Annotated in this window: 18 protein-coding genes; all 18 read right to left on the bottom strand. The window is 42.8% G+C overall.

Going from position 1 to position 24,732, the window contains the following annotated elements; genetic code table 11:
• Positions 1-30: 30 nt before the first annotated feature.
• Positions 31-1,962, bottom strand: a complete 1,932-nt coding sequence (locus AB5217_RS04355; protein WP_032854583.1) for a sialate O-acetylesterase — start codon at positions 1,960-1,962, stop codon at positions 31-33.
• 374 nt (positions 1,963-2,336) lie between these two features.
• Positions 2,337-3,152, bottom strand: coding sequence for an N-acetylmuramic acid 6-phosphate etherase (gene murQ / locus AB5217_RS04350; protein WP_050486432.1), 816 nt, complete (start codon positions 3,150-3,152; stop codon positions 2,337-2,339).
• 31 nt (positions 3,153-3,183) lie between these two features.
• Positions 3,184-4,035: an ATPase gene (locus AB5217_RS04345; protein WP_004299691.1), complete on the bottom strand. Its 852-nt coding sequence runs from the start codon at positions 4,033-4,035 to the stop codon at positions 3,184-3,186.
• On the bottom strand, positions 4,032-5,147 hold the full coding sequence (locus AB5217_RS04340; protein ID WP_032842909.1) for an acyltransferase family protein: 1,116 nt from the start codon (positions 5,145-5,147) through the stop codon (positions 4,032-4,034). Before AB5217_RS04340 ends, AB5217_RS04345 begins: the two co-directional genes overlap by 4 nt.
• 38 nt (positions 5,148-5,185) lie before the next feature.
• Positions 5,186-6,469, bottom strand: a complete 1,284-nt coding sequence (locus AB5217_RS04335; RefSeq protein WP_032854584.1) for an MFS transporter — start codon at positions 6,467-6,469, stop codon at positions 5,186-5,188.
• Positions 6,470-6,485: 16 nt separating this feature from the next.
• On the bottom strand, positions 6,486-7,856 hold the full coding sequence (locus tag AB5217_RS04330) for a SpoIID/LytB domain-containing protein (protein ID WP_211480750.1): 1,371 nt from the start codon (positions 7,854-7,856) through the stop codon (positions 6,486-6,488).
• A 12-nt stretch (positions 7,857-7,868) separates the two neighbouring features.
• Positions 7,869-10,319, bottom strand: a complete 2,451-nt coding sequence (locus tag AB5217_RS04325; protein WP_211480749.1) for a DUF4922 domain-containing protein — start codon at positions 10,317-10,319, stop codon at positions 7,869-7,871.
• A gap of 13 nt (positions 10,320-10,332) precedes the next feature.
• Positions 10,333-11,805, bottom strand: coding sequence for a sodium:solute symporter (locus tag AB5217_RS04320; protein ID WP_008776473.1), 1,473 nt, complete (start codon positions 11,803-11,805; stop codon positions 10,333-10,335).
• Positions 11,806-11,896: 91 nt separating this feature from the next.
• Positions 11,897-13,171, bottom strand: a complete 1,275-nt coding sequence (locus AB5217_RS04315; protein WP_008776472.1) for a hypothetical protein — start codon at positions 13,169-13,171, stop codon at positions 11,897-11,899.
• A 261-nt stretch (positions 13,172-13,432) separates the two neighbouring features.
• Positions 13,433-14,467, bottom strand: a complete 1,035-nt coding sequence (locus AB5217_RS04310; RefSeq protein ID WP_008776471.1) for a DUF4857 domain-containing protein — start codon at positions 14,465-14,467, stop codon at positions 13,433-13,435.
• A 42-nt stretch (positions 14,468-14,509) separates the two neighbouring features.
• Entirely contained in the window at positions 14,510-15,178 is a 669-nt protein-coding gene (locus tag AB5217_RS04305; RefSeq protein WP_004305102.1) for a hypothetical protein, read from the bottom strand.
• A gap of 24 nt (positions 15,179-15,202) precedes the next feature.
• Positions 15,203-16,090 (bottom strand): ABC transporter ATP-binding protein, encoded by an 888-nt coding sequence (locus tag AB5217_RS04300; protein WP_004324548.1) that lies wholly within the window; start codon positions 16,088-16,090, stop codon positions 15,203-15,205.
• A gap of 22 nt (positions 16,091-16,112) precedes the next feature.
• A complete protein-coding gene (locus AB5217_RS04295; protein ID WP_211480748.1) occupies positions 16,113-16,679 on the bottom strand; it encodes a PepSY-associated TM helix domain-containing protein in 567 nt (188 codons plus the stop codon).
• A complete protein-coding gene (locus AB5217_RS04290) occupies positions 16,666-17,253 on the bottom strand; it encodes a hypothetical protein (protein ID WP_004324549.1) in 588 nt (195 codons plus the stop codon). Before AB5217_RS04290 ends, AB5217_RS04295 begins: the two co-directional genes overlap by 14 nt.
• Before the next feature lie 202 nt (positions 17,254-17,455).
• On the bottom strand, positions 17,456-19,081 hold the full coding sequence (locus AB5217_RS04285) for a fimbrillin family protein (protein WP_004324550.1): 1,626 nt from the start codon (positions 19,079-19,081) through the stop codon (positions 17,456-17,458).
• Between the two features lie 35 nt (positions 19,082-19,116).
• Positions 19,117-20,628, bottom strand: coding sequence for a DUF6850 family outer membrane beta-barrel protein (locus tag AB5217_RS04280; protein ID WP_032842914.1), 1,512 nt, complete (start codon positions 20,626-20,628; stop codon positions 19,117-19,119).
• Positions 20,621-21,853 carry a DUF4876 domain-containing protein gene (locus AB5217_RS04275; RefSeq protein WP_042994036.1) on the bottom strand — a complete coding sequence of 411 codons (1,233 nt, stop codon included), beginning with the start codon at positions 21,851-21,853 and terminating at the stop codon, positions 20,621-20,623. Before AB5217_RS04275 ends, AB5217_RS04280 begins: the two co-directional genes overlap by 8 nt.
• A 4-nt stretch (positions 21,854-21,857) precedes the next feature.
• A complete protein-coding gene (locus AB5217_RS04270) occupies positions 21,858-24,695 on the bottom strand; it encodes a TonB-dependent receptor (RefSeq protein WP_032842915.1) in 2,838 nt (945 codons plus the stop codon).
• Between the last annotated feature and the right edge of the window lie 37 nt (positions 24,696-24,732).

The following is a 24,732-nucleotide window of genomic DNA, read 5'->3' as shown; positions in this document are numbered from 1 at the left end:
TGATCTTATGTTTCACAGTAACCGGATATTCTATTTGTTGATAATTGGTAATTGGAAACTGGATGCAGGAAGTCCTTCTGTATTATAGATGGAAGAGGGTGGATTGTTTTCCCATGCATAGCGGATGCTTGCCGGTATTCCTTTTCCGTTCCATAAAGCAATTACTTTATCCCCTTCGGTATAGGCCTCTACAAATTTATATTTTCCATCATTGGCAGCAATGGCAATGCCTTCTAATGATTTAGCTTGCTTTAAAGAGCCTGTTCCTTGCCTGAAAGAGATAACGATCCGACCGTTTTCTTTTAATTCGGCAGCTTCAGCCATAGGCCCTTCCGCTACGATATTCTTCTCACCGAAAGAAAGTTTGTTCATTTGAAGCACACAACGGTGTGCCAAGTCTTTTTTGTTGAGTGGATGAATATCATTACTTTCACCTAAATCAATGGCAGTGGCCAGTCCGACATTCTTTAACTGGAGACTTGCCTTGCGTTGTGCTTCACGTACTTGTGCGTTGCCACTTTCTACAGGCACTTTGCTTCTTTGTTGGTAATTCGCAAGTTGCACAATGACGAAAGGCAGGTTTTTATTGTTCCATTGGGTACGCCAGTCGTTTACAAGATCAATCAGATGTCTTTCATAATGTTTGCTACCTTCAGGACCCGTATCCGACTCTCCCTGATACCAGATTATGCCTCGTATTCCGTAGTTGCGTAGCGGATGAATCATACTATTATATAGTCCGGTGGGTTCATTTTGGAATCCGATAGTGGAAGGAATACGCTTCATTGTACAGCCTATTTTATGCTGCCACATAGCGGTCAGTGGAATTGTCTGACCGGCTATTTCCAATTGGTAAGGCTTCCCTTTTACAAATTCCGGACGTCCGGCACTGCTGACAAGGCGGATGACAATCTCGTTTTCACCGGCACGGAGTAAGTCTGTCGGGACTTGGTAAATACGCGGAGGATATTGATAACTTGTTCTTCCTACACAGATACCGTTTATATAGGTAGCATCCGAGTCTTTTAGTGTTCCCACGCGTAAAACAGCTTGTTGTCCGGCTAATGATTCGGGTATGTTAATTCGCTGGCGGAAGTAATGGACTCCATTGAGAGGAGTGTTCCAGCTACCTCCCCAATTGGAGTTGAATACATCCACTTTTTTCCAATCTGAAGCGTCGAAACCGTCACTTGTCCATTTTTCTTTGTTCCCAAGGTCATTTGCCGATTGCTGTCGATGCCATTGATTCACTTGTTCTTTTTGGGCGTTCTTCACAGAATCCGGATAATCAGGATGGAAGTACTGTGGGGACTGGAGCTTTTCCCGGAATCTGGCATATTTCTCGAGTGACTGGCGGGTAGACCATGATGCTATGTTTGTCCCTCCCCAGCTACTATTGATAATGCCAATTGCAACTCCTTTTTCTGCCTGCATTTCTTTTGCAAAGAAATAACATAGGGCTGCGAAGTCCAACGTATTCTCCCGGGTACAGATTTTCCATTCATTATTGCTATCTTGTTGAGGCTCGATAAAGTTGTAAGCGTACGACGTTTTGGTATAACGGATCAGATTGTTTTCATACGACATGATTTCATCCCTGTATTTATCCATGACGCGCTTTACGGTAAGTTCCATATTCGATTGTCCGCTGCATAGATACACGTCGCCGATGTATACATCTTGTATTATTTTCTGGTTGACTCTCAATTCGTAGGGACCTCCGGCCTTGTGCTTCTGCAGGTTGACCGCCCATTCTCCTGTTTGGGAAGCCCGGGTTTTGTATTGCTTTCCGTTGAATTCAATAACAACAGTTTCTTTAGGATCTGCAAAACCCCATAATGGGATAGGGGTGTCACGTTGTAAAACCATCTTGTCGGAAAAGATTCCGGGAAGTCTTACTTCTGCCTGCATTCCTATTGTATATAACAACAGGCTCAAAATGATGCAAATGTTCTTCTTCATAAATATTATATTTAGCGAGATTATCTTCTTTGTGTCTTAAATTCCAGAAATGGTTTATTTTTCGTCTGTACTGTGACACGATGCAAAGATAGTTGGTATTGATAAGAACGGGCTTTGGGTATGTTTCAATTATTTATTCTGTTGATACTAATCTACTATTTCTTGAAGTTTTTTTCTTTGGGGATAAAATGAAGAAGTGTGAACAAACCGGTTTGTTCAATAAATGTTTTTGATTTTGTTTCAAAATCTTTTTGTATTGTATCTATGAGACTGTCGGATGAATAATAATGGTTAATGTGTTATATTCCGTATTAATAAGATTGGTATGTGATGCGTATAATATACTCTTGATTAAACAAGAGTAAGTAGAGATTTTAATGATCTTGAGAATATCGGTAAGCGTCAATCGCTTTTTTTACAGAACCGTGTAACAACAATAATTTTTGTGCATGGTCATGATCTAATCCCAGTTCCTCCATAATCATCCTGGTTCCTCTTTCTACCAGTTTATGATTACTAAGTTGCATGTTTACCATCTTATTTCCTTTTACCCGTCCGAGTTGAATCATCACCGACGTGCTAATCATGTTCAGAATCATTTTCTGTCCGGTGCCTGATTTCATTCTCGAACTTCCTGTGACATATTCCGGACCGACAATCATTTCGATGGCGACATCTGCTTCTGCCGCCATCGGAGAATTCGGATTGCTGGTGATGCAACCTGTCAGGATGCCATGCTTGCGGGCCTCCCGTAAGGCACCGATTACATAAGGAGTAGTGCCCGAAGCGGCAATGCCAATCACTGTATCTTTTTGATTGATATGATATTCCGTAAGTTCTTCCCATCCTCGGCTCATATCGTCCTCGGCACCTTCTACCGGATTGCGCAGGGCTGTATCCCCCCCGGCTATCAATCCGATAATCCAGGTTGGGGGCATTCCGAAAGTAGGAGGAATTTCGGAAGCGTCCAGCACTCCCAAGCGCCCACTGGTACCTGCACCCATGTAAAAGATACGTCCACCCTGTTTCATGCGGGGTACAATTTGGTTGACGAGCTGTTCGATTTGTGGAATGGCTTTTTGTACGGCTAACGCTACCTTTTGGTCTTCCCGGTTAATGTCTTCTAATATTTCTCGTACGGACTTCTTTTCCAGATTGTCGTAGAGCGACGGTTGTTCAGTTATCTGCATATTGATAATGGCAATTGACTAAAAATACAAATTACAAGGATTGAGATGAAGCGGTATGATATAAAATTAGCCCCTCCATCGGACTTTGCAGAATCTTTCCGATTCTGATTCCTGTCTCTTGTGCAGCTTCTTGTAATATCTCCCTGTAGCAGTGAGCCACTGATCCGATAAAATGTACAGGGTACTGCGTGTAATCATATTGCATTACGTTTCTTCGGAAGAAAGCAATAAAACTATCAAGCACTAATTGTCGTATCCCCGGCTCTTCCAGATGTTGCGCTATAAAGGGGGAGAGACTTGCCAGAAAACGATTCGGGAAGGGTTGGCGATACACCCGGTCAATGATTTCGGGAGCCGTCAGGTCGAACTGTTTTAAGAAAGCTTCTTTGATGGCGGGTGGAAGCTGGTTCTTCAGGATGTCTCCTACCAGTAATTTGCCAAGGACAGCGCCGCTTCCTTCATCTCCCAGGATGAATCCGAGAGGGGAGATGTTGTTGACAATCTCTTCACCGTTGTAGAAACAGGAGTTGGAACCTGTGCCGAGGATGCAGGCAATCCCAGCTTCATGTCCGCATAGTCCGCGGGCAGCGGCAAGCATATCCGAGTTGGTTTTGATATTTCCGATCACGGGTAGGCTGTCGGCAATGGCTCGTCGGAGAACGGGAGCTCTTTCGGGAGTGCATCCTGCACCATAAAAAAAGACGGAGTTGATCGTTCCTTCCGGTAGTTGTGGCAAAAGGGAATGTGTCAGCTCTTGTTGAATCTCTTCTTCTGATTGGAAGAAGGGATTGATTCCTTTCGTTCCAATTCGTTTGATTGGGGTGTCGTTGAAAACGATGCACCAGTCGGTTTTGGTAGAACCACTATCTGCAATGAGTATCATATCTTAATGTATATTTTCTTTTTGTATAATATATAGCCTATTGACCAGTTAAGTAAGACAAAGAGGATAGCATAGGCAAGAGAACCTCCTTCATCCCCGAAAACAGGTTGGAGGGCACATCTGTAGACGACTTGTTGGATGGAGACACTTTCTCCCTGATAAGTGACGGTGATAGCACCTACCAAAACGGCGATGACACCTGCCATTACATAAATAAAGAGAGGATTCACTCCGAAAGATTCAAAGAAACGGCTCCATTTTTTACATCCTTTGATATCGATAATCCAGACGAGTAAAGCTAATAGGCTGGAGCCTAATCCGCAAGTGACCAGCACAAAGGTGGGCGACCATATCTTTTTGTTGAATGGGCAACTATAGCTAAATAGGAAACCTGCAAAAGTCAGGATAGTACCGATAAGGAAAAGCCGTTCCAATTTTTCATGTATATCTTTTACTTCCATGAGTAGTTTGCCGACGCAAAATCCGATCAATACGTGTGCGATAGAAGGAATAGTGCTAAGAAGTCCTTCCGGGTCGATGTGGTTGTCTTGATACATATGAGCGTCTCCCAAGATGCTGCGGTCGACGATGGAAAGAATATTCGTTTCGTTGTAGGCAAAACCATTACCGGTAATGAGAATAATGAAATAACCTACTAATAATACCACAATCAGATAAGGTATATACTTGTGTTTCAATAGCAAGGCAATAAGTGCTGAAGCACCATAGCAGAGCGCAAGACGCTGCATGACTCCCAAGATGCGAATTTGCTCAAATGGGAGAGGATTGTGGGTGTAACACAGTAAGGCAAACCAGTTGAGGGCTATTCCGATAAGGAAAATAACAATGGTTCTTTTGATTATTTTCAGGGCAGCCGGAGTACTGAATGTAAAGTTATACTTTTTAAGTGAGATGTAGGTGGAGATTCCCATGATAAACATGAAGAAAGGGAAAACCAGGTCTGTGGGGGTAAGACCGTTCCATTGGGCATGTTTTAGGGGAGCGTATGCATGTCCCCAAGAGCCCGGATTATTAACCAGAATCATTCCTGCGATAGTAATGCCTCGCATTACATCGAGTGCCAAAAGGCGTTTGTTACTTGTTGTATTCATGACTGTCACTTTTTAATGTGTTAAGTTAATAAGTAAGTTTATTGTTTCTTTCCGAAAGAATCTTCCAGTCGGTTGCGGATCATTAATGAGGCGACGATACCGGGTAGGGTACAAATACAAACCCAAATAAAGAAGTTGGTGTATCCGAGATGCTCCTGTATCCATCCTGCAGGCATCCCCGGAAGCATCATACCAAGTGCCATAAACCCGGTTCCGATAGCATAGTGCGCCGTTTTGTGTTCGCCTTCCGCAATATAAATCAGATATAGCATATAAGCGGTAAAGCCGAAACCATAGCCCAGTTGTTCGATAGCTACGCAAATGGCTATAAATATAGGATTATCCGGAGTGGCGGCAGCCATCCATACATATAATAGATCAGGAAGGTTGATAGCTAACGCCATAGGTAATATCCATTTTCTGAATCCGTCGCGGGAAACGAGGAAACCACTGATGATTCCGCCAACTAATAAAGCTATGACGCCTATAGTTCCATAGATCATTCCGACAGTTGCGGTAGATAAAGCTAGCCCACCTTTATCGGTAGCATCGAGCAGGAAAGGAGAAGCTATTTTGGCTAACTGTGATTCTCCCAACCGGTAAGTGAGAAGGAAAAAGAACATGAGACCCAGGTTCTTTTTCTTGAAGAAGGTGACAAAGGTCAGAAGAAAATCTCCCAACAATTTACCCGGTGTGAGTCCGGGACGTTTAATGTCCGAATCAGGATGGGGGAGAATCAGACGATGATAGATAGTAAGAGCAAGAAACAATCCTGCAAGAAGGTAGAATGTAATACTCCATGCCAAGGGAATATTGTTTTGTGATGTTTCCAACCATCCTGCCAGCATGACAAGAATTCCCTGCCCGAAAATGTTGGCAAGCCGATAGAAGGTATTCCGGATACCGACAAAGAAAGATTGTTCCTTATTATTGAGTCCGAGCATATAGAAACCATCTGCAGCGATGTCATGTGTAGCGGAGCTGAAGGCTAGCAACCAGAAAAAAGCAAGAGTCAACTGTACATAATGTGCAGTTGGGATAAAGAAGGCTATCCCTGCAAATCCGGCGGCGATGAAACCTTGCATGGCAATAATCCAAGCCCGTTTTGTTTCCACCAGATCGACGAATGGACTCCATAGAGGTTTGATAGTCCAGGGAAGATAGAGCCAGGAAGTGTATAAAGCTATTTCCGTATTGGATAATCCCAAACGCTTGTACATGATAACAGCAATCGTCATTACCGCTACATAGGGCAGCCCTTCTGCGAAGTAGAGGGTTGGTATCCAGCTCCAGGGATTTCTTTTTATAGTGGGTGTTGTCATGGCATTGTTCTTTTTTTCATTGATATTGTTTTTCGAGCGTACTGCCGGGGTAATAGTGAGACAGTATTTCTTCATACTTATAACCTTGCTCTCCCATTACGGCAGCACCAATCTGACAAAGTCCTACTCCATGTCCCCATCCGGCTCCGATAAGGATGAATCGTGAAGGATTTTTATCTTTTTTATGTCCCTTTTCTTTATATTCCTTGTCTATTACGAAGGCAGAACTATAAAGATGGGAAGTAGATAGGGTACGACGTATTTCCAGCTCTTTTCCGATAATAAGTGTCCGCAAGGTTCCTACAATCTTCAATCGGACAAGGCGTCCCGACGTTCCCCGTTCTATAGGAATTAAGTCCAGAATTTGCCCGAAATCAATCCCCGAACGTTGATGAATCAGGGTTGAAAGTTCTTGTTGGGAGTAGCAGACTTTCCAACGATAGAAGTCTGTCGTTTCCTGGTCATAGTTGTTTAAAACCTGGCTTAGGATCTTTTTGTCCTGCGTGTGGCAGAATGCGACAGGAGAAGTACGAATCCATTTATCAGCCTCCGTCTCTATTGTCAAATCGGGTAGTTGGTCTTCGATCTTACAATCCCGTTGACCGATGAGATAGGGGTGCTTTACGTTTTCCCAACAATTCTGGAACTCTTCAAAAGCCCCGCCGCAACATTTAGAGAAACGGGCATCACAAATCGTTCCTGCATACATCAATACTTCGCCCCGGGTAGCAGTGACTGCTTCGATAGCTTGTGGTGTTGAGGCACGTGTGATTCCTTGATACCGTTGGCAGTGATCGTCTGCGCATACGTCAAAGTTTTTGTGCGCTTCGTGGTCATACCATTTGATAAATTGAGAATCCGAAACGAAAGATGGAGAACAGGTTGCGCTATCCTTCTGTATAGACTTTCCTGTTTTCTCGTTCTTCATTTCCTGTTTTCTACTCTCTGTCTTCCACTTATTCAACAGCCAACTTCGGGAAATAACAGCATGTGCCTTTAGTAGTTCTAAAGAAGCAGTAGCACTCATTTCTGATGAAATCACACTGATGAGATATTCTTCGATGGAAATAATATTGATAGCAGTAAGTTGTTCCCCTTCGACGATGATCTTTAACTCCCCTTTGAATTTCTGGACTTCTTTGCGTTCCCAATGGAAATTGATTCCGATGGTCACATCTTTCAGTTCAAAGAAAGCAGGTGCACCTTGTTGGGGAGTGAAAGATAATTCATTATATTCTTTCCCTTGCCAATGAATCTTCCCATCCCGGTAAATAGCCTTTTGCATACCGGAGCTTTCTGTTTCGTCGGAAGAGATAAATTTTATAGGGAAAGAAAATTCAATCTCTTTCCCGGAAAGAATACCAACACTTATTAAGGGGACTCGCATATTACTTTATTACTATTTCTTTTTGAATAATTGATCGCATAGAGTATTTAATTGTTGGGGAGATAAACTTATCTCCTTGTAAATCTCTGTGAGTTTTTTGGCGTTTAATTTATCCATGTCTTCTTCTCTGACAATCGGGAATATGCCACCCATTTCTGCAACAGCCGGACTTATTAATAGCCCTTTTTCTTTTGGGGTATAATAGCAATCGGGACGATGTTTTGAGCGTAGGAAAATGATGCAATTCCATACTTCTATTTCGTCACCTCCGAAATGGCTTATTTTATCGAGACCATACCAGGTTATCATGTTGATTAAAGGTTCCTTATCCGAATAAATGATGGAAAGATTTTGGTAGACCTTTTCAAATTGTTGCATTAAGTCAACTTTCAGACCTGATGTCATACCTATGCAAGTTGTGAATACATTGTCTACATAAGTTGTTACGCCGTTTTCATTTTCTAATATACTCTTCAAGAAATTCAGCGCAAAAGGGTTAGTCAGTTCTTCTTCTTTTCCTGCTGCCTGGAAATGCATGTGGTCAGGGGCGGAAGCACCGCACTCCGGTCCGTTATAGAGTATATAGAACTCGTCCAGGTTTTCAGCTAAGTGAAGCATATCTTCAAAACGTCCTTTCATGCTTTGTGGAGTGTGTTCCTTGTCGATTATTGTCAAGTGACGCTGAAAAATGGGGTAGGGGTTGAGGCATACCTCATAATGTCCGAATGGTAGATATGTTTGCTCTGCGGGGCGGTTTTTCCCGCATAAGAAACAAGGCCTTTCCTGGATAGAACGACTATCTGTTTTTGCCATGGTCGAGAGGATGCGTTGAGGATTCGGGAAAATTCTAACTTTCATCTCTCTATCTTCTTCCTTCAGTTTCAAGACTTTTTTCTTTTCCAGATTTTCTTCCAACGCTTCATAGTTCCTTTTCGCAAGTTCCCAGTTTTCTTTTTGGTTTTCTATCATTTCCTCTACAAGTTCCTGAAACTCTTCATCAATAGTATGCATCTGGATTCTGCCCTTAATTTCCCATGTGCGGATTCGGTCTTTGTAGAAGTTGTTCCGATTGACTTTTTCTGTGCTTAATGCGGCGTCAGAGTTACCTTCCCAACGGCGACAGAGGTATATTACATCATAGATACGTCCGATCTTATACTCCCGTGAGATTCGTAATCCTATGGCGTAATCTTCACCATAGCTGGTATTCGGCAATTTGATATTACGAAGAATAGGAGTGTAGAAAGCTCGTGGAGCACCCAAACCATTGATACGTAGAGCGTTGTTCTTTCCATTTTCCGGTGTCCACTCTTTGTGGTCAATGATACCGGGGGGTATTTCGTTCAGTTGGAAGTCGGTCATTAGATAGGTACCTATGACCATTGCGCAGCTTTCCTTATAAAAGGTGTCTACGATTTTTTGTAAAGTGGATTCATCTTTATATAAATCGTCACTATCTAACTGTATAGCGAACTTTCCGCATTTTTCGTGACATATACCCTTGTTCCAGCACCCTCCTATACCTAAATCATGTTCTTGGGGGATGATATGGATCAATCTTTTATCGCTACTTAGTTCTTGGAGAATTTCCGTCGTTCCATCGGTGGAATGATTGTCGATAACAATAATGTTAAAAGAGAAAGTGGTCCGTTGGTTTAAAGCCGAATTGACAGCATCGCGGATTGTATGAGCACGATTGCGTACAGGGATGATGACAGATGCCTCGAATTCAAAGTTTTCGCTGTGAAGATTTACAGGCCGTGAAGAAGTAGGCATGAAATAAGCATCAATACATTTCAGGTATTCGGTACAGGCAGCTTCCATTTCAATTTGTACTTCCCGATTTTTGGGGTTTACATAGTCGAATTGTTTCTCTCCGCTTTTTCTGGTATCTGTTTCAATTTCGGTGTATAGATATTCATTGATGTGCACAATTGAATATTTGTAAGAGATGAATAGACGCATAGCATATAGTCCTGCGTATTTGTACTCTTCACGCAAAGCATCTGCTATTTTAGTGAAGGCAGAAGAACTGAATAGAAGCATGGAACCGAAATCGAAATCATCCCGGACGCTTCCTAATTGGTAGTCAATGACAGGTGCTTGTTTAAGTTCTCCGTTAATCAGCTGATAGTGGTCGGCATAAACTATTCCATTCTTTTTATCGTTCTCTATGATTTGCACCATGCGTTCCAAGGCATACAGTCCCAGTTTTAATGGAGTTTGTTTCAAGTAGAACAGAGTATATTCCGTATTGGCATTGGCTGCAATTGTTTTCATTGTGTCTGTGGAATAGAACCCTTTAACAGAGAGATATTCACAACCCGGAAGAGCTTTCTTACCGGGCTCCGAACCTAATAAATAGATCTTATTTACTAGCTCTGACACTTGTAGTTCCTTTACTGTCTGCATGGTATCTTCCGGAGTGCCGAAAGGTATGAAGCAATTAATTTTCTTCTTCATCTTCATCTTAATATTAAAGAACTGTCGTATTGTCCATCGTTGATTTCTTTCGAATGAGGAAGCAAAGTCCGATGAAAGTAAATGCAGCGTTAAATAATAGCAGCTCGTAACTAATTTGGTAACCGTTGAACCATGCTTCCGAATTTCGTTGCAGGATATAGCAAAGAATAGGAGAAGCGATAGCTACCAACGGAATATATTTATCATAAACTTGTTTCTTGGTGAAGATGCCGAAAGCGAACAACCCTAAGATAGGACCATACGTATAACTGGCCAATGTGTAAATCGCATCAATCACACTGGTGTTGTTCAGCAAATTGAATACAAAAATGACTGCCCCCATCACAATTGCCATACCGATATGTACCTGTTTGCGTATCTTGCTAAGTGCCGCCTCTCCTTTTATCTGTGCATGTAAAATATCTACGGTAAAGGAAGTGGTCAGTGCCGTCAAGGCAGAACCGGCTGCAGAATAGGCGGAGGCTATCAGTCCGATAATGAATAATATTCCGACTATGCCGGGAAAATAATTTCCGGTAGCAATCATCGGAAACAACTCGTCGCTTTTTTCCGGATTCCCAATGCCTTGCTGTGCTGTAAACGTATATAACAGTACTCCTAGCATCAGAAAAAGCAGAATGACAAAGAACTGTGAGATTCCACTGGTAATCATATTTTTCTGCGAGTCCCGGAAGTTCTTGCAGCTAAGATTGCGCTGCATCATATCCTGGTCGAGCCCGTTCATGGCAATAACGGTGAATACACCTGCCAGGAATTGTTTGAAGAAATATCGTTTGTCGTTGACATCGTCAAAAAAGAATGTCTTGGAAAAGTCACTATCTGAAATCGTACTAACCAGACCGCTGAAACTCAGATGCAGGCTGGAAGCAATATAATAGATGCAAAGTACAACCGACACTACCAGGCAGAATGTTTTTAGAACATCCGTCCATATCAATGATTTCACTCCACCGCGGAAAGTGTAAAGCCATACGATAAATACCGTAAGGATCACGTTCAACAGGAATGGGAGATGGAAAGGATCGAAGATAAGAAACTGCAATGTCAGGCATACGAGAAAGAGCCGGACGGCTGCCCCTAGCATCTTTGAAATAAAAAAGAACCAGGCTCCCGTCTTGTAGGAAGAGCTTCCGAACCTGTTCTCCAGATATTCATAAATGGAAACCAGATTCATGCGATAAAAGAGGGGAACAAGTACAAATGCAATGATAATTTGTCCTACTATGAATCCCAGCACCATCTGCAGGTAAGAAAAGCGACTTGCCTGTACCATACCCGGAACGGAAACGAAGGTGACTCCGGAAATGGTGGAACCGATCATGGCAAAGGCAACGATATACCAGGCTGATTTACGGTTTCCTACAAAGAATCCTTCATTGTCGGCTTTGCGTCCTGCTATATAAGAGATAGTGAACAGGATGATAAAGTATGCCACAGTAGTAATAGATATAACGGCTGGACTCATATCTGCTGTTTAAATTCGTTTGAGGATGAATATCCGGAACTTGTTTACTTTGCCTACAAATGTAGGGAATTTATCATAGATATACATACTCTTACATATTTTTTATTCCGGGTGTGCCTCCGGTGGCATGTTTGGAGGAACGCCAGTTTTTGTTGAGCGAGGACAACTCCGGAGATTTCTTTTCAAGCGAAACGCCGGTTATTTTATCAATGGTGTGCATTTCATCTCTAAAACAACAAGTGTCAAAAGTATGTCCTGGTGCAGTCTCTTTACTACTTGAAAGTGCCAGATACCCGCCATTATTGTTCAGTGCCGGGAAGTTCGGTATAATTATTATATTTTCTCCACCGACTTTATGTTTCTGAACAACTCTGTTGAAGTATTTCGTGAAGCAAAGATATGCTTTGGCAGGAATGGTTAGGGGAGTAGAAGGACTTTCATTTTGAAGGATGGTAGTATTGTATATTGCCCCGTCTTTATACATCTTATATAGATAAAGTGCCGGTAAAATGATAGCCTGTTCAGTCGGATTGTAGATTTCTATATATTCTGCACCATCAGTAGCATTGTTATACATGATTTCATTGAAAAGAAGCATACCTCTCACATCTTTCGGTAATTCGGGGGTGTTCGGATTATCTGGAATGTCTGTTCCGGGATGATCGGGTGTTTCATCAGGTGTAGTGTCCGTTTCTACGTTATTAGATAGCTGTATGTGATGAAATGTAAATCCTTTACAGCGGGTTTTGGTGTAAATGCAGTATATACCGCAGTAGCGGGAAGTTTGTATATCGGTATCTTTTATTTGTTTTTCTTTTACGTATTCATTCTCGGATTCACGTCGTGTCCAAAAAGTCCAGTAACCATTATTGTCACGTTCTACTTTTATATATAGTTTCGGTGAAGAGTCTCCTTTCATCAACTCTCTTCCCGAAGCCAGTAGTTTAGATTGGTCTCCGTTTTGACGATAAAGAGTTACATTATCTTTGGCTCCTCCTATCTGAATATAATAACCGTTTAAATTACCGGAAAGAATGTTTGAGGAAGAAGTCAGATAAAATCGTGCATAATTGTTAGCGGAAGGATTAAAGGTGAGGTGAACTCCAAATTCCCAACGGGTATTTTTTACAGAGGTGGAAGGAATGGTGACATAAGCTGTTCCGGCGTCTTCGTATGGATCATTCAGATGGATTCCTTCTTTAGAATTGATGGTGAATTTGTCCATCTCTCCTTCCCAGGGAAGTTCGGAGGTAACTGTATCCTCTCCCTCTGAATCTCCTTTTTCTTCGTCATTAGCAGGGAGCGAACAATTATAGAACAATATGATGAAGATACTTAGGAAAGCAAATGCTTTGTAAACTTTCATACGGTTTTTAATTTGAGTTTTTTCGTTTTACCGTATTTGTTTGTGTATAATGCAGAAGCAATTGCGGTCTGAATATTTGAATGAGTCGGCAAAGATAAACTTTCTTGCCGGAAAAAGCCCATACTTACAGAAGAAAAGATTGTAATTCTTTTTGTTTCCTATACACGCATGGGAAGAAAACTGTAAGGGACTACCCTAAGTCATATTTAATAGATTGACTTTTGATAGTCCCTTACAACTGTTACATTCAATATGGGAATACTATTCGAAACGTGGTATTACATATTTATCAGTATAAGATGTGAAAGTAATACCGGGCATGGAATGAGTAGACGATGCGTTCTCTAATTTTTTAATCAATGAATAATCGTCGGCATTCAATGCGTAATAATTATCAGAGGTCGGAGTAGTCACACGTACCGTCCAATCGAACATATTACCGATGATGGTTAATGCATCCGTTTCGGGATTGAATACAGGAATTCCTGTTTTCACTACTTCGTATGTCCGGCTCTGCAGTACATAGAAAGCATTGTTGACATCGGTCATGAACGCAAGTGTTTTCTTATTTCTGAACTCTGTCAGATACAGATGTTCCAGTGTCAGTCCTTCAGGCAAGGTGATGGCACGAACATACGGACGCCCTTTCACCTGTTTCAGATGAAACAGACGGCGGTCGGCATCCAATAGAAGATAACCTTCGTCATACTCCTTTTTCACCGTTGGATTTCCTACGATCTCTGTTGCCGGGAAACGAAACTCCTTTTTAGTCATAGCTTCGGTAAACTGAAGACTCTTGTCTTCCTTTACGCTGTTGGAGGCCATGTCGATAAACTCGATTCCTTTGGAGGTGATGCGGAATACGTCATCCGGCATTTTCAGGTCTACACGTCCTGACATGGATTCCATCAGAGGATAAAGTCCGATGGAAGGCGCATTGATATCCGAAGGTACACTGCGGAAGTTGAAATTCTCCGTCTGTACCATTTTAGGAGTTACTGCTATCCCTTTAATGGTATCCGGAAAACGCTCATCGGACATCAACTGACGAAAATAAAACATAGGCAGGATACTGTCGAAAGCTGCTTCCGAATAAATATTACCTGCCAGGTCGCGACGCACGCTTCCTTTTCCCTCTTCCTGTCCCATCTGTGCGAAATCGCCAATTACGAAACTGTACAGGGTAAAGGGAGTTTTCTCCGGCTTTACGACAAAGAAATTGTAACACCAGGGCAACTGCCAGAGAAGCAGAAAAGCGATGGTTACATATAATAATATAGTACTGAAACGTCTCATTACTCAATCTTTTAATTTTTAGTCTTTAATTTTTAATTGCTCCTAGTCCTGCTTTCCGGCCTTGAATCGTACGATAGAAAGCCACGAGAAAGAAGCTGTCAACAATGTATAAACCACTAAATAAGGGAGGAACTTGTTATATGCTTCCGGTGTGGGCGACAGAAAGAAGATTCGGAGTAATAATACTGCGATAATGAGATTCAGAATACGACGTTTCCATGCCGGTTCAAGGCAGATCCAGGCCACAAGCAGATAGCCGGAAATCCCGGCAAGATACCACGTTAAAGCGGTGAGCAATATGTGGTTCTTCAGTTCATGGGCAAGTATTCCATTCAGGTATACTTCCATCAACAGAAAATTGGAAGCGAAGCAGACAAGTAGCAACACTAATCCCGAAAGTAGCATATTACCTGTCATCTTCAACTCCGGATAAGGCAGATGGAGAGTCAGTTTCAGGCATTTGCGCTGCATTTCGGGAACAAACTGCACAATAGCCATCAAAATTCCCGCAATCAGAGGGATATATTGCAACATATCAATGAAGATGACATCTCGTTGCAGCATCACTTCCCACACATGAGCAGCCCCTTTCATTTCTACCACCCGGTTGATGCGGAGCATACAGTAGCCTGTAAAACCAAGTGTGGCGAGCACGGCAAGTAGAAAATACCACCGTGTCTTTATCCATTCTTTATAAAATATAGCGTACATTGTTTTTATCAATTATCAACGATTCTAGTATTTGCCTGTCAGGCCGATAAATGCATCTTCCAGATTCACCTGTTCACTATGAAAATTAGTGTAGGGCACTGACATGGATTTCAGTTTTGCTTCAGTTTCTGCCGGTTGAAGGAAAGAGAAAGTCTCCAACTGGTTCCGCATGACAGAAGGATGATAGAAATCATCAGATGCGGGAAGTTCGTAGCCTTCGGGAATAGTGAAGGTATAGCGACGTCCTTTTTCTAGTAGTTCGGCAATTGGTTTCTGAATCAGTATCTTTCCGTAGTCCATGATGATGCAGTCGTCAACAAGCCGCTCCATGTCCTGAATGATATGCGAGGTCAGAAAGACGGTTTTTCCTTCTGAACGGGCATAGTCGCGGAGGTAGTCGACAAACAGGCGACGATAGCCGGGATCGAGTCCGAGGGAGAAATCATCCAGCACGAGAAGTTCCGGGTTCTGTGCGAGAATCAGTCCGAGGGCTACTTGTGAACGTTGTCCGCAGGACATACGCGAGATACGTTGTCCGGGAGCGACTTTCAACTTATTCATCAGTTCATAGTACGCTTCCTTTTTCCATTGACCGGGGTAGAAAGCTGCGTAGAATTTCTCTATCTCGGTGATGGTCATGAATTGATATTGCACATGACCTTCGATGAGCAGTCCGATATTGCGACGCAGAGCCGGTGCCATTGTCTGAATCTCCTGTCCGAAGATGCGACATTCCCCTGAACGGGGTTTCAGATAACCGCTCAAGATATTGATAGTGGTGGTCTTGCCTGTACCGTTCTTTCCCAACAGTCCCAAGATGCGTCCTTTGGGTACTGTGAAACTAAGATTTTCGTAAATCAACCGTTTGCCGTAATAGTGCGTCAGATTGTTACATTCGATAATATGTTCCATTTGATTTTATCTGTTATTCTATTCAAAAGAAGAAAAGGAAAAGAATGGGAATCAAGATTCCGACAATGACTTCGATCCCTCCTCTGCCGATAATGCCCTTATTCCCTTTCAGCATGATGATGCCGGAGAGAGTAATGATAATAAGAGCGATGGCGAAAATATCCGCGAAGTAAGTCCACCATTGTCCCGGGTTGTAATGTAAACGGGACATTGCTCCGATAAGCGGGCGGCGGGTGACGGATTCATATATCGCTTCCCCTGTCTTTACGTTTACTAGAAGGTTGGAGCCACCTTTCAGGAATACTTTCATTACGTCCGTTTTCGGGAAGTAATATTTGGTATAGTTGCCGCTTTCTCCCAATGGTTCCAGGAGAGTGAGCACTTTCTCCTTATTCATTCCTGCTTTATCCGGTAGCTTTTCTGCTATCTTATACTCTTTCCGTGTGATGGAGAAGTTCGGATTAATAGTGTCACGGTGATTCATTACAATTCCGGAAATGGCATATATCAATACCATTCCGGAAAAGAAAAATGATAAGTCACGGTGTATGAGCCGACTCCACTTACGGATGTTACTACTCCACTTCATACGAGTCAGCTTCCATGAAATAGAAAGATAAATACTCTTTTCCTGTTTCTGCCTTGCGGTCGGCTATTTTTGCACGGAAATCTGCAATGCGGGCTTCAGGGCTGTTGGCTGTTTCACCACGTGCTTTCTTTTCAGAGTCGCATCCGGCTTCACCGGTTCCGTGTTTCTCGGCAGCCTGTGCTTTGAGTTGCGCTTCCCAGTTCTGGAGGTAGGCTTCGTCAATGCGTTGTTCTTTCAGTGTTCCGGTAACACGAACGATGGAGTTCACGCATTTAGGATCGAATGCTCCCAAAGTGCCCGCTTCTACACGGATCACATGGGTATCGTCGCTACCCATCAGGAAGATTTTCTTTGCGCCATGTTTGCAGGTATGTGTGCAGACGCCTTCAATGGTCACTTCTTGTCCTGCAAGGCTTTCGGCATTGGCAAGAAGAGAATCAATTTCCAAGGCGGAAGATGCAGACTGTTCTGTAGTCGCTTCTGATGCGCTTTTCTGTTGTTTGTTACCACATGAAGTTCCGATAAAAGTCATTGCCACGATGGCAATTGCGATTGTTAGCTTTTTTGTTTTCATTGTTATTGCTTCGTTTTTATATAGTTTGTAATCTGTTTTTCGTTTGTTTATAGCTTATCGTAGTTCGCCTTACGGGCGAGGGGAGTAGCCTTACTTGAAACTTTTAGTTTCCCAGTGTGAAACTGGTAGTTTCAAACCTTGAAACTGTTGGTTTCTCACCGAGAAACTAAAGGTTTCAAGGCATGAAACAAATATTAGTCTTTTAGTTGCCGGCTTGATCCCTTATGCAACGAACTTGCATACCGGCTTTAATGCTAACATAAGATAATGATAATCTGCCTTCCGGATACTTGGTTGCATTGATTGTACTCATTAATCCAAAGAACTGTATATTGGTTAGTAGGCCGCTGGTACTATTGTATATGGGTTTGTAGGCGGTCGAAGTCATGAGATAATTCATTGCCGGTTTTCCATGCCACGCAGCTTGAATCTTGGCGTCATCTGCTATTGCAGTTTTTTGGTAGCTGCCGGCGCCTGTAAGACTTGTTGCCATACGAACACCGGAGAATTGGTAATTGAATCCTGCATCCATCAGTGATGATATTTTGGCTCCATCATAAGCTGTATCATAAAAAAGAGCTTTATCACCATCAGCCGGTACCTTGCCGTCGGCATCATTCGTTGTTTTTCCTACCAGATTAAAGTACTCCAGACGTGTCGGTATGTGCCATCCTTTCGGGCAGATTCCTTGTGCTCCTTCAAAGGAGGTCAGATTACTATCAGTAATTTCTTTACCACCCAGTGCAGCCTGGAAATCATATAGATAACCTAATTCTTTTATGGCACTTTCTTTTGTTGTAGCTACGGTTGCACCGTCGGCTGTGATTTCATACGGATACCAAACATGGCTATCAGCAGTTGGATCACTTGAAGGAGTATACCCTTTCGGTAAATAAATAAGCGGTTCAGCCATCCATGTCGTACCGTTTGAGAGAGTTACAGTCTTATATTTTACATTATCATACAGGAAATAGTTCTGATCGAGATGTTCCTCGAAAGGAATCTCATTATCAGCTCCAATTTCACCCTCATCTGTCCAGTTTTCAATGTCACCACTAAGTTTGACTTCTATATCGTCAGGTAACACGCGAATGTTCACACTGTATTGTCCTCCTTGTGCCAAAGTGGTAGATGTGAGCTTCTGTGACAAGGTCTTGCCGTCAGATGTTGCTACTTCAAGCGTCAAGGCTACTGTTTGGGGAACGATAATGGCGCGGTATGTCTCATTCGCTTTAACGGCTTGTGCAACAATGCTTGTTGCGGAGGCGTTTGCATCAGCAGTCACTGTGAGAGCACTCAAATCAAGAGTTGCAGTCGGGATGGAACCTTTCAATGCGATAGACGAGATGTTAGCTTCTACTTCCTTTGTTACATTAATCACTAATTTAGTAAACATGTGTTTGAAGTTCATGCTTATAACGTTGGTAGTCGGAAGTACATCCGATTTCTTTGCTGCCATAAAATCTGACGCTCCATATCCACTAGTCTGATCGGTTTCAACAGTAAATGAAGCCGGAGTATTACCCTCTTTATAGGGATAATAGGCTACTATTTGCGATTTGTCATTTCCTTCCGGGTACCAGAGTAAATCGCCTGCAAATACTCCGTCATTGTATGTCATCTGTTTATTCTCTGCATATACGAAGTCACCGTTTTGGGTGATTGTAACACCGATTTTATCTCCGGTCTCAAAGTTAACTTCCGTAGCACGTGTAATAATAGGAGAGATAGTAATGCGACTGTTTGCAGGAGTCGTAGCTTCGTTCTCTTCCTGTTGGCAAGATACCAAAAGCGCTGCTGCGAAGATAAATGTCAAACTCTTTTTCATTGCTTAATAATTTAGTTTATATATATTCATTGTTTTCAAAAAGTATATCCTAATTTGATAGTCTCGTTCCAACGGTTCGAACCATCTATATATTGCAGGTTGAAACCGTGCGTATAACTACCCTGTACTTCCGCATAAATTCCATGGTTGAAATAATAGCGCAATCCGAGATGAAATGTCGCTTGTGGGGCGGTTGCATATTCATTTTTCAGATTGTAATAATCAGTCAGCCGATAAGGCGGATCACCCGGTTCCGTATCTGTTGCCGTAGTCCTGTTTTTCTCGGTAAAGTTTCCTATGGCAAAGGATGCAGCCGCTTTCAGGTCGAGTTTCCCTAGATGAAATACGCTGGAGATATAAGTCTGGCTACAAATCATCTTTTCCGAAACCACATAAGGATACATCTGTGTGGTCAGTCGTCTGAATGTTGATATATTCGTTCCCAGGCGAAGTTCCGTGCGGGGACTAATCAATTCATATTCGGGATGGACGGAGAAAACATCCTGCTCAAAAATACGATTGGAACCGTGTACGTGAGTGTTCGTTATCCCGTTCACAGTTTCTTTGGTTATCACATTTTCGTTGTTGACCAGATGTGACCATTGCAAGTTCAGTCGCAGAAAATGCTCTTTCTTTCCCTGTTTGAAATGATAACTCAAATGGGAGGTAATCCAGTGGGTTGGAAATTTAAACCAGATAGCATCTCTTTCACCGGCAGAACCTGAAGAATACGTGTATTCAGCATCTCCGTAAAATCCTTTCCATTGAAGTTGCAAGGCTCCCCCGTTCGACAATTCTTTGATGGGGAAACCGTTGACACCCGATTCACTAAGATGGATTCCACTCCCGTCCCATGCCTCGTAAGCTCCATACATAAGTCCTTTATCCAGAAAAGCATTGTAAGAGTTTTCGGCTGTACCGATGACTTCTGCTTTTACTGATTCGCTATTTTTGCCGAGAATATAGGAAAAGCCGATCGCCATATCTCCCGAATGATACATGATGCTGGGGGCTATTTTCAAATCCAGTCGGTAATTGGTATGCCGCAAGTCCTTTCGTTTGGAATAGTTGGAGGCGGCAAAGTCAATCTTTCCTCCTAATCGCCAGTTGGGTGAAATATCAGTTGCAATACCACCCATGAAAGCGTAAGTTTGCAAGTCTTTACGTCCGGGTGTGAACTCCAGGAGGTCTACGGGATAAAATCCTGGGTGGATAAACATCGAACCGCTCATATCCTTGCCTGAAGTATGATCGAATGAGAACGAACCCGTCAGTGAATAACCTTTCAGATGAGTGATGGACTTTGCTACCGCTCCGGCACTCCATGCTTCTTTTGCTTCGTAATAGTTGCGGAAATCACCGTGGTTATTCTTTCCGTACAGTTCGGCATAGGAAGCAGAAATACTGTCCATCATGATACCTGTGACATTTGCCCCGGCATTCCAGGAGTTACGCCGTTCGATGATGTCATAAGTCTGTGCCGAAACTCCGGATGTCAGACATAGAATCCAAAGACCTGTTATATATATTTTCTTCATCTCACTCATGCAAAGATTGTTTTTCCCGTTCATAAAAATCGGTAGAAGAGTTGTTTGTATCTACCAGTACTTCGTAACCCGCTTCCTGTGTCGCTTCTTCATCCACATGACGGTATAAACTGCGTCCGTTGTATGTGGCACTTTGAGTGACATATCCCGCATCGATGGATGGAGAAATACGCTTTTTATTGTTGGAGGAACCGCCATAATATACTTCCGTGCCATCAATCACCCAATCGAGTGGTACCGCTATCACCTGATCCGTAGTACTTCCCGGTTTTTGTATGATACTTCCCTCTTTAAGAACAAAGTCCTGTATCGTGGTATCCTTGGCTTTAAAAATAACCGCGGCAGGAGAAAATATCGAGAATGAATAGGCGTTCGCCTGGCCAGTCTTCAACACTACGTTCAGGTAATGATCCGGTGTGATCTGGTCGCCCGGAGCCGGATGATACTGTGTGTTCGGAAAATAAACATTATTATAGCATACAAAATATCCGGGTTTGTTCAGGTTGACAGATTGCGGATATTGTGCCGCATGGTCAACCGCTCCGTTGATGGCAATCACTGCATCTTCTCCCGGCTGAAGCGGGAACGTTTTACCGGTACCGCCAAATTGCCAGATACACTGAACGATGGGAGCAAAGTCCTTGAAGATAGTTGCTCCGGTTGCTTCATCCTGTGTCACCCATACATTAGTGGCTTGTGAATTGTAAGGGTCGAGTGCTCCGAAGCATAAACTATCCAGATATTGCACTTCCGAGTCGTTATTATGCAGGATAATGTACTTGTCGGATTGATAATTTCCTTCCAGCGGTAACTTTGTGCATCCTCCGCAGTAAATCTCTTTAATAATGATCGTCCCGGCCTTGGAATGAATGAGCGGGAGATTAAGAGATATGTCTCCGCTGGTTAGTTTGACATTATCAGCTAATCCGTTGAAAATATCCTTTCCGCCTTTGTCGCTGACTTGTACGCGGTATATACCTTTGGTCAAAGAGAATTGCGCCACTCCATTCTTGTCGGTTTTAGCCTTGTAAGAATTTCCACGGTCGACATCTTCAATCTTTACGGTCACTCCTTCCCGGAGATGATCCGTGTATCCGTCCGGATATACGGCAGTAACCTGCAGGCTGTGCAACTGGTTGTCATACGGATTCTCTTTATCGATATCTGTGCATCCCGCAAAGATGCCAGTCACTGTTAGTAATAATATGTAGATGAATTGTTTCATATAGTTAGAATTTGATACGGCAAGTAAGTCCATAATAGAAATCCGGGGTGAAGAGAGCGCTTACACCCGTTGCATGAGATTTTACATAAGGCCGTGAGTTGGTGAAATTAATCGCATTGAGAGAAAGAGATACATAGTCTCCAATCTCTTTGGTGATATTGATATTGGCAGAAAAATAAGGATCATATCCGTCTGCTGCAAATGTATAGGCATTGCCCGATTTGCGTATCAGGTAGGAGAATTCCGGATTCGCGGCTTCCGCTGATGTGAAAGGATGCATCTCATTATTCAGGTCGAGGTATGCTACCGGCCAGATAGCGGTATAAGAGTTACCGTCATAGATACTTCCCCCGGTTTGGGTATTACTGCTTTCGCTCACATTGAAAGCATATTCTTTTCCTTGATACTCGGAGATGTTCTGCGAACGCTTCACAAGCGAAGCTTCCAGTCGGCACGAGATAATCAGTCTGGCTTTCGGAATACGGGTGATGGCTGTGATATTGGCATCCAGCGAGTGGGTACGCTTGCCGTTGGCAGTAGTCGATAAGTTGTCGCCGTTGGCGTAGATACCTACATATTGGTAAGAACGATTGGCAAAACTGGTGTGCGACCATCCATTCTGATAATAATACGATAAAGAGTTGTCGATGTATTTCGTATAAGTATAAGCGGCATCTACCCGGAATTGCGTGCGAATCGGAGTAATTTCCGGGAAATCAACAATCATTTCCGCTCCGCGACGAATCACGTCCATTCCATTGTCGGGAGAAGTTGACTTTACAAAAGTCTGGTCGGTCACTTTGACATCCATAGGAGTCCAGTAACTGGATGCATTGTCGCGTATGTAAACCATCCCTGTCTGGTTATCTACATTGATTTGCGGGTTAGTCGGCATAGTGAATCCATCCGGCAATTGGAGCACATCATAGGAGAACGGAGTATAAGTACTTGCGTATTTATACGGCAGCTTGGTACGGTTGAAATAACCGACTAATGAAATCCGGGTACGGGCAATGTTGACGTCCAGACCGATTTCTGCGTTCTGATTCCGTTGCCAGCGTAGGTTTTCATTGTGCAATAACGTGTAGGGCTGACTATAATATATATAAGATGATTCAATCTTATTATAGGAAAAGCCGAAGGTCTGTATGTCCCGATATTCCTGTTTGGGATACAAGATATAGAAAGAGGGAAGTTTTTCGGTAATTCCCCAACCGCCACGGATAGCGATATGTTCGTTCAACTGCCATCTGGCATTGAAACGTGGTGAAAGAGTATTCAGGTTCTTATATTTCGTTCCCTTGATAAACAAATGTTCCCAACGTACCCCTGCCATCAGTCTAAGCATGGTATTTCCCACAGGAAATGACAGACTTTCTTCTGCATAAAGCGAAACATTATGCATATATGGATAAGTAGTGTAAGGACGGGGACGATAACCGTTCGGAGCCAATGACGGGTCTTTGTAATATTCTCCTTCACCCACATTGCCTGTTGCTTTCCATTGAACACCCGCTTTCAGGTTGCTGTTTACAGTCTTAAACCGTCTGTTCCATTCATATTTTAACGATGCGGCATAATCCAGTTCTTTGGAGTCGATGATTTGGTCGGCAAAGTAAGTATATGGCAGTTTGTTTGCCATAAAATATCCTTCCTCCGTGGCATGAACAGCCGGTTGCTCCGATGCATACGAGTAGAACGTATGCGCGTGGGAGTTATTATCATTGTAATATATCGATGCGTCGAACTTGAGGTTGGTTATCCACGATTTGTTGAGCAGCCAGGCCAGTGAAGTGTTTGCCCGGAATACGTTGTCTCTCACTTTGTTGTATTCTCCCGAATAGGCATCAGGATCATCTTTGGTATTCATTCCTCCGATATTGCCTGTAACACCGATGTCGAATCTTAATACGTTGCGGAACGTGTTGCTATATCCGGCAGAGAATCCCCTTCTTGTATAAGAAGAATAGGGAGATACCAACTTTTGAGTAGCCTTGGTCCACTCACCGTTTATGTTGATGACTCCTTTATCGTTTCCTAAATCCAATCCTTTAGCAAATGAAACCTGTTCGGTGCGAGGATTGATAGACAGCAATATGTTCCAGGGTGTTTTCCCTTTCCGGGTGTGAATCTTGACCATACCACTATTCAAGTCTCCATATTCTGCCGAAGGCACTCCGGTGATGACTTCCACCGATTCAATATCTGCAACAGTGATATTCCGGGTATCCACTCCGCTCATATTGCCAAACGAACCATTGTTTCCAATACGAACCCCATCCACTTCTACGGCTGTTCCAAATGTGGCATTACCAGCTGTTGACCCTCCGTCGCGTAATGAGAAGATATTATTGGTGGTAAGATCCGGCACTTTAGTTTTTCCTCCCGGAAGGAGAGCGGAGATATCGCTCACGTTGGACACCTGTAGGTGTTCCAATGCATGATTTCCGATAGTGAGCGTCGTGTTTAATTCATTTTTGGGTGCTTGTGCAGTGACGACTACATCATCCAGTGCAAGTGTATTTTCTTTGAGTATGATAGGAAGGTTATTGATATTGCTGCGTACATTTACGGGAATTGTTGCCGGTACATAACCAAGAAAAGAAACCTCCAGATTATATTTTCCCTCCTGTACTCCTTGTATCGTAAATTCTCCTTTCTGATTGGATACGGCCCACAAATAGGTACCTTTAATGAGAATAGAAGCACCAGGCAAAGGGGAATTCGTTTTTGCCTCGGTCACACGTCCCGAGATTGTATAGATGTTTAAATTAGCTGCGGCCTCAAATAAATTGAAAAATAGTAGCCCCCAGAATGCTATATTAAAAAGACAATATTTCATAGATAAGTTTTGCGCAAAATTCGATAAAAAGTGACTT

This window comes from Bacteroides sp. MSSM.1001136sp1_RTP21357st2_D2_RTP21359_211015, from assembly GCF_040913205.1.
Lineage (GTDB): Bacteria > Bacteroidota > Bacteroidia > Bacteroidales > Bacteroidaceae > Bacteroides > Bacteroides ovatus.
This window is presented reverse-complemented; position numbering and strand designations above follow the sequence as displayed.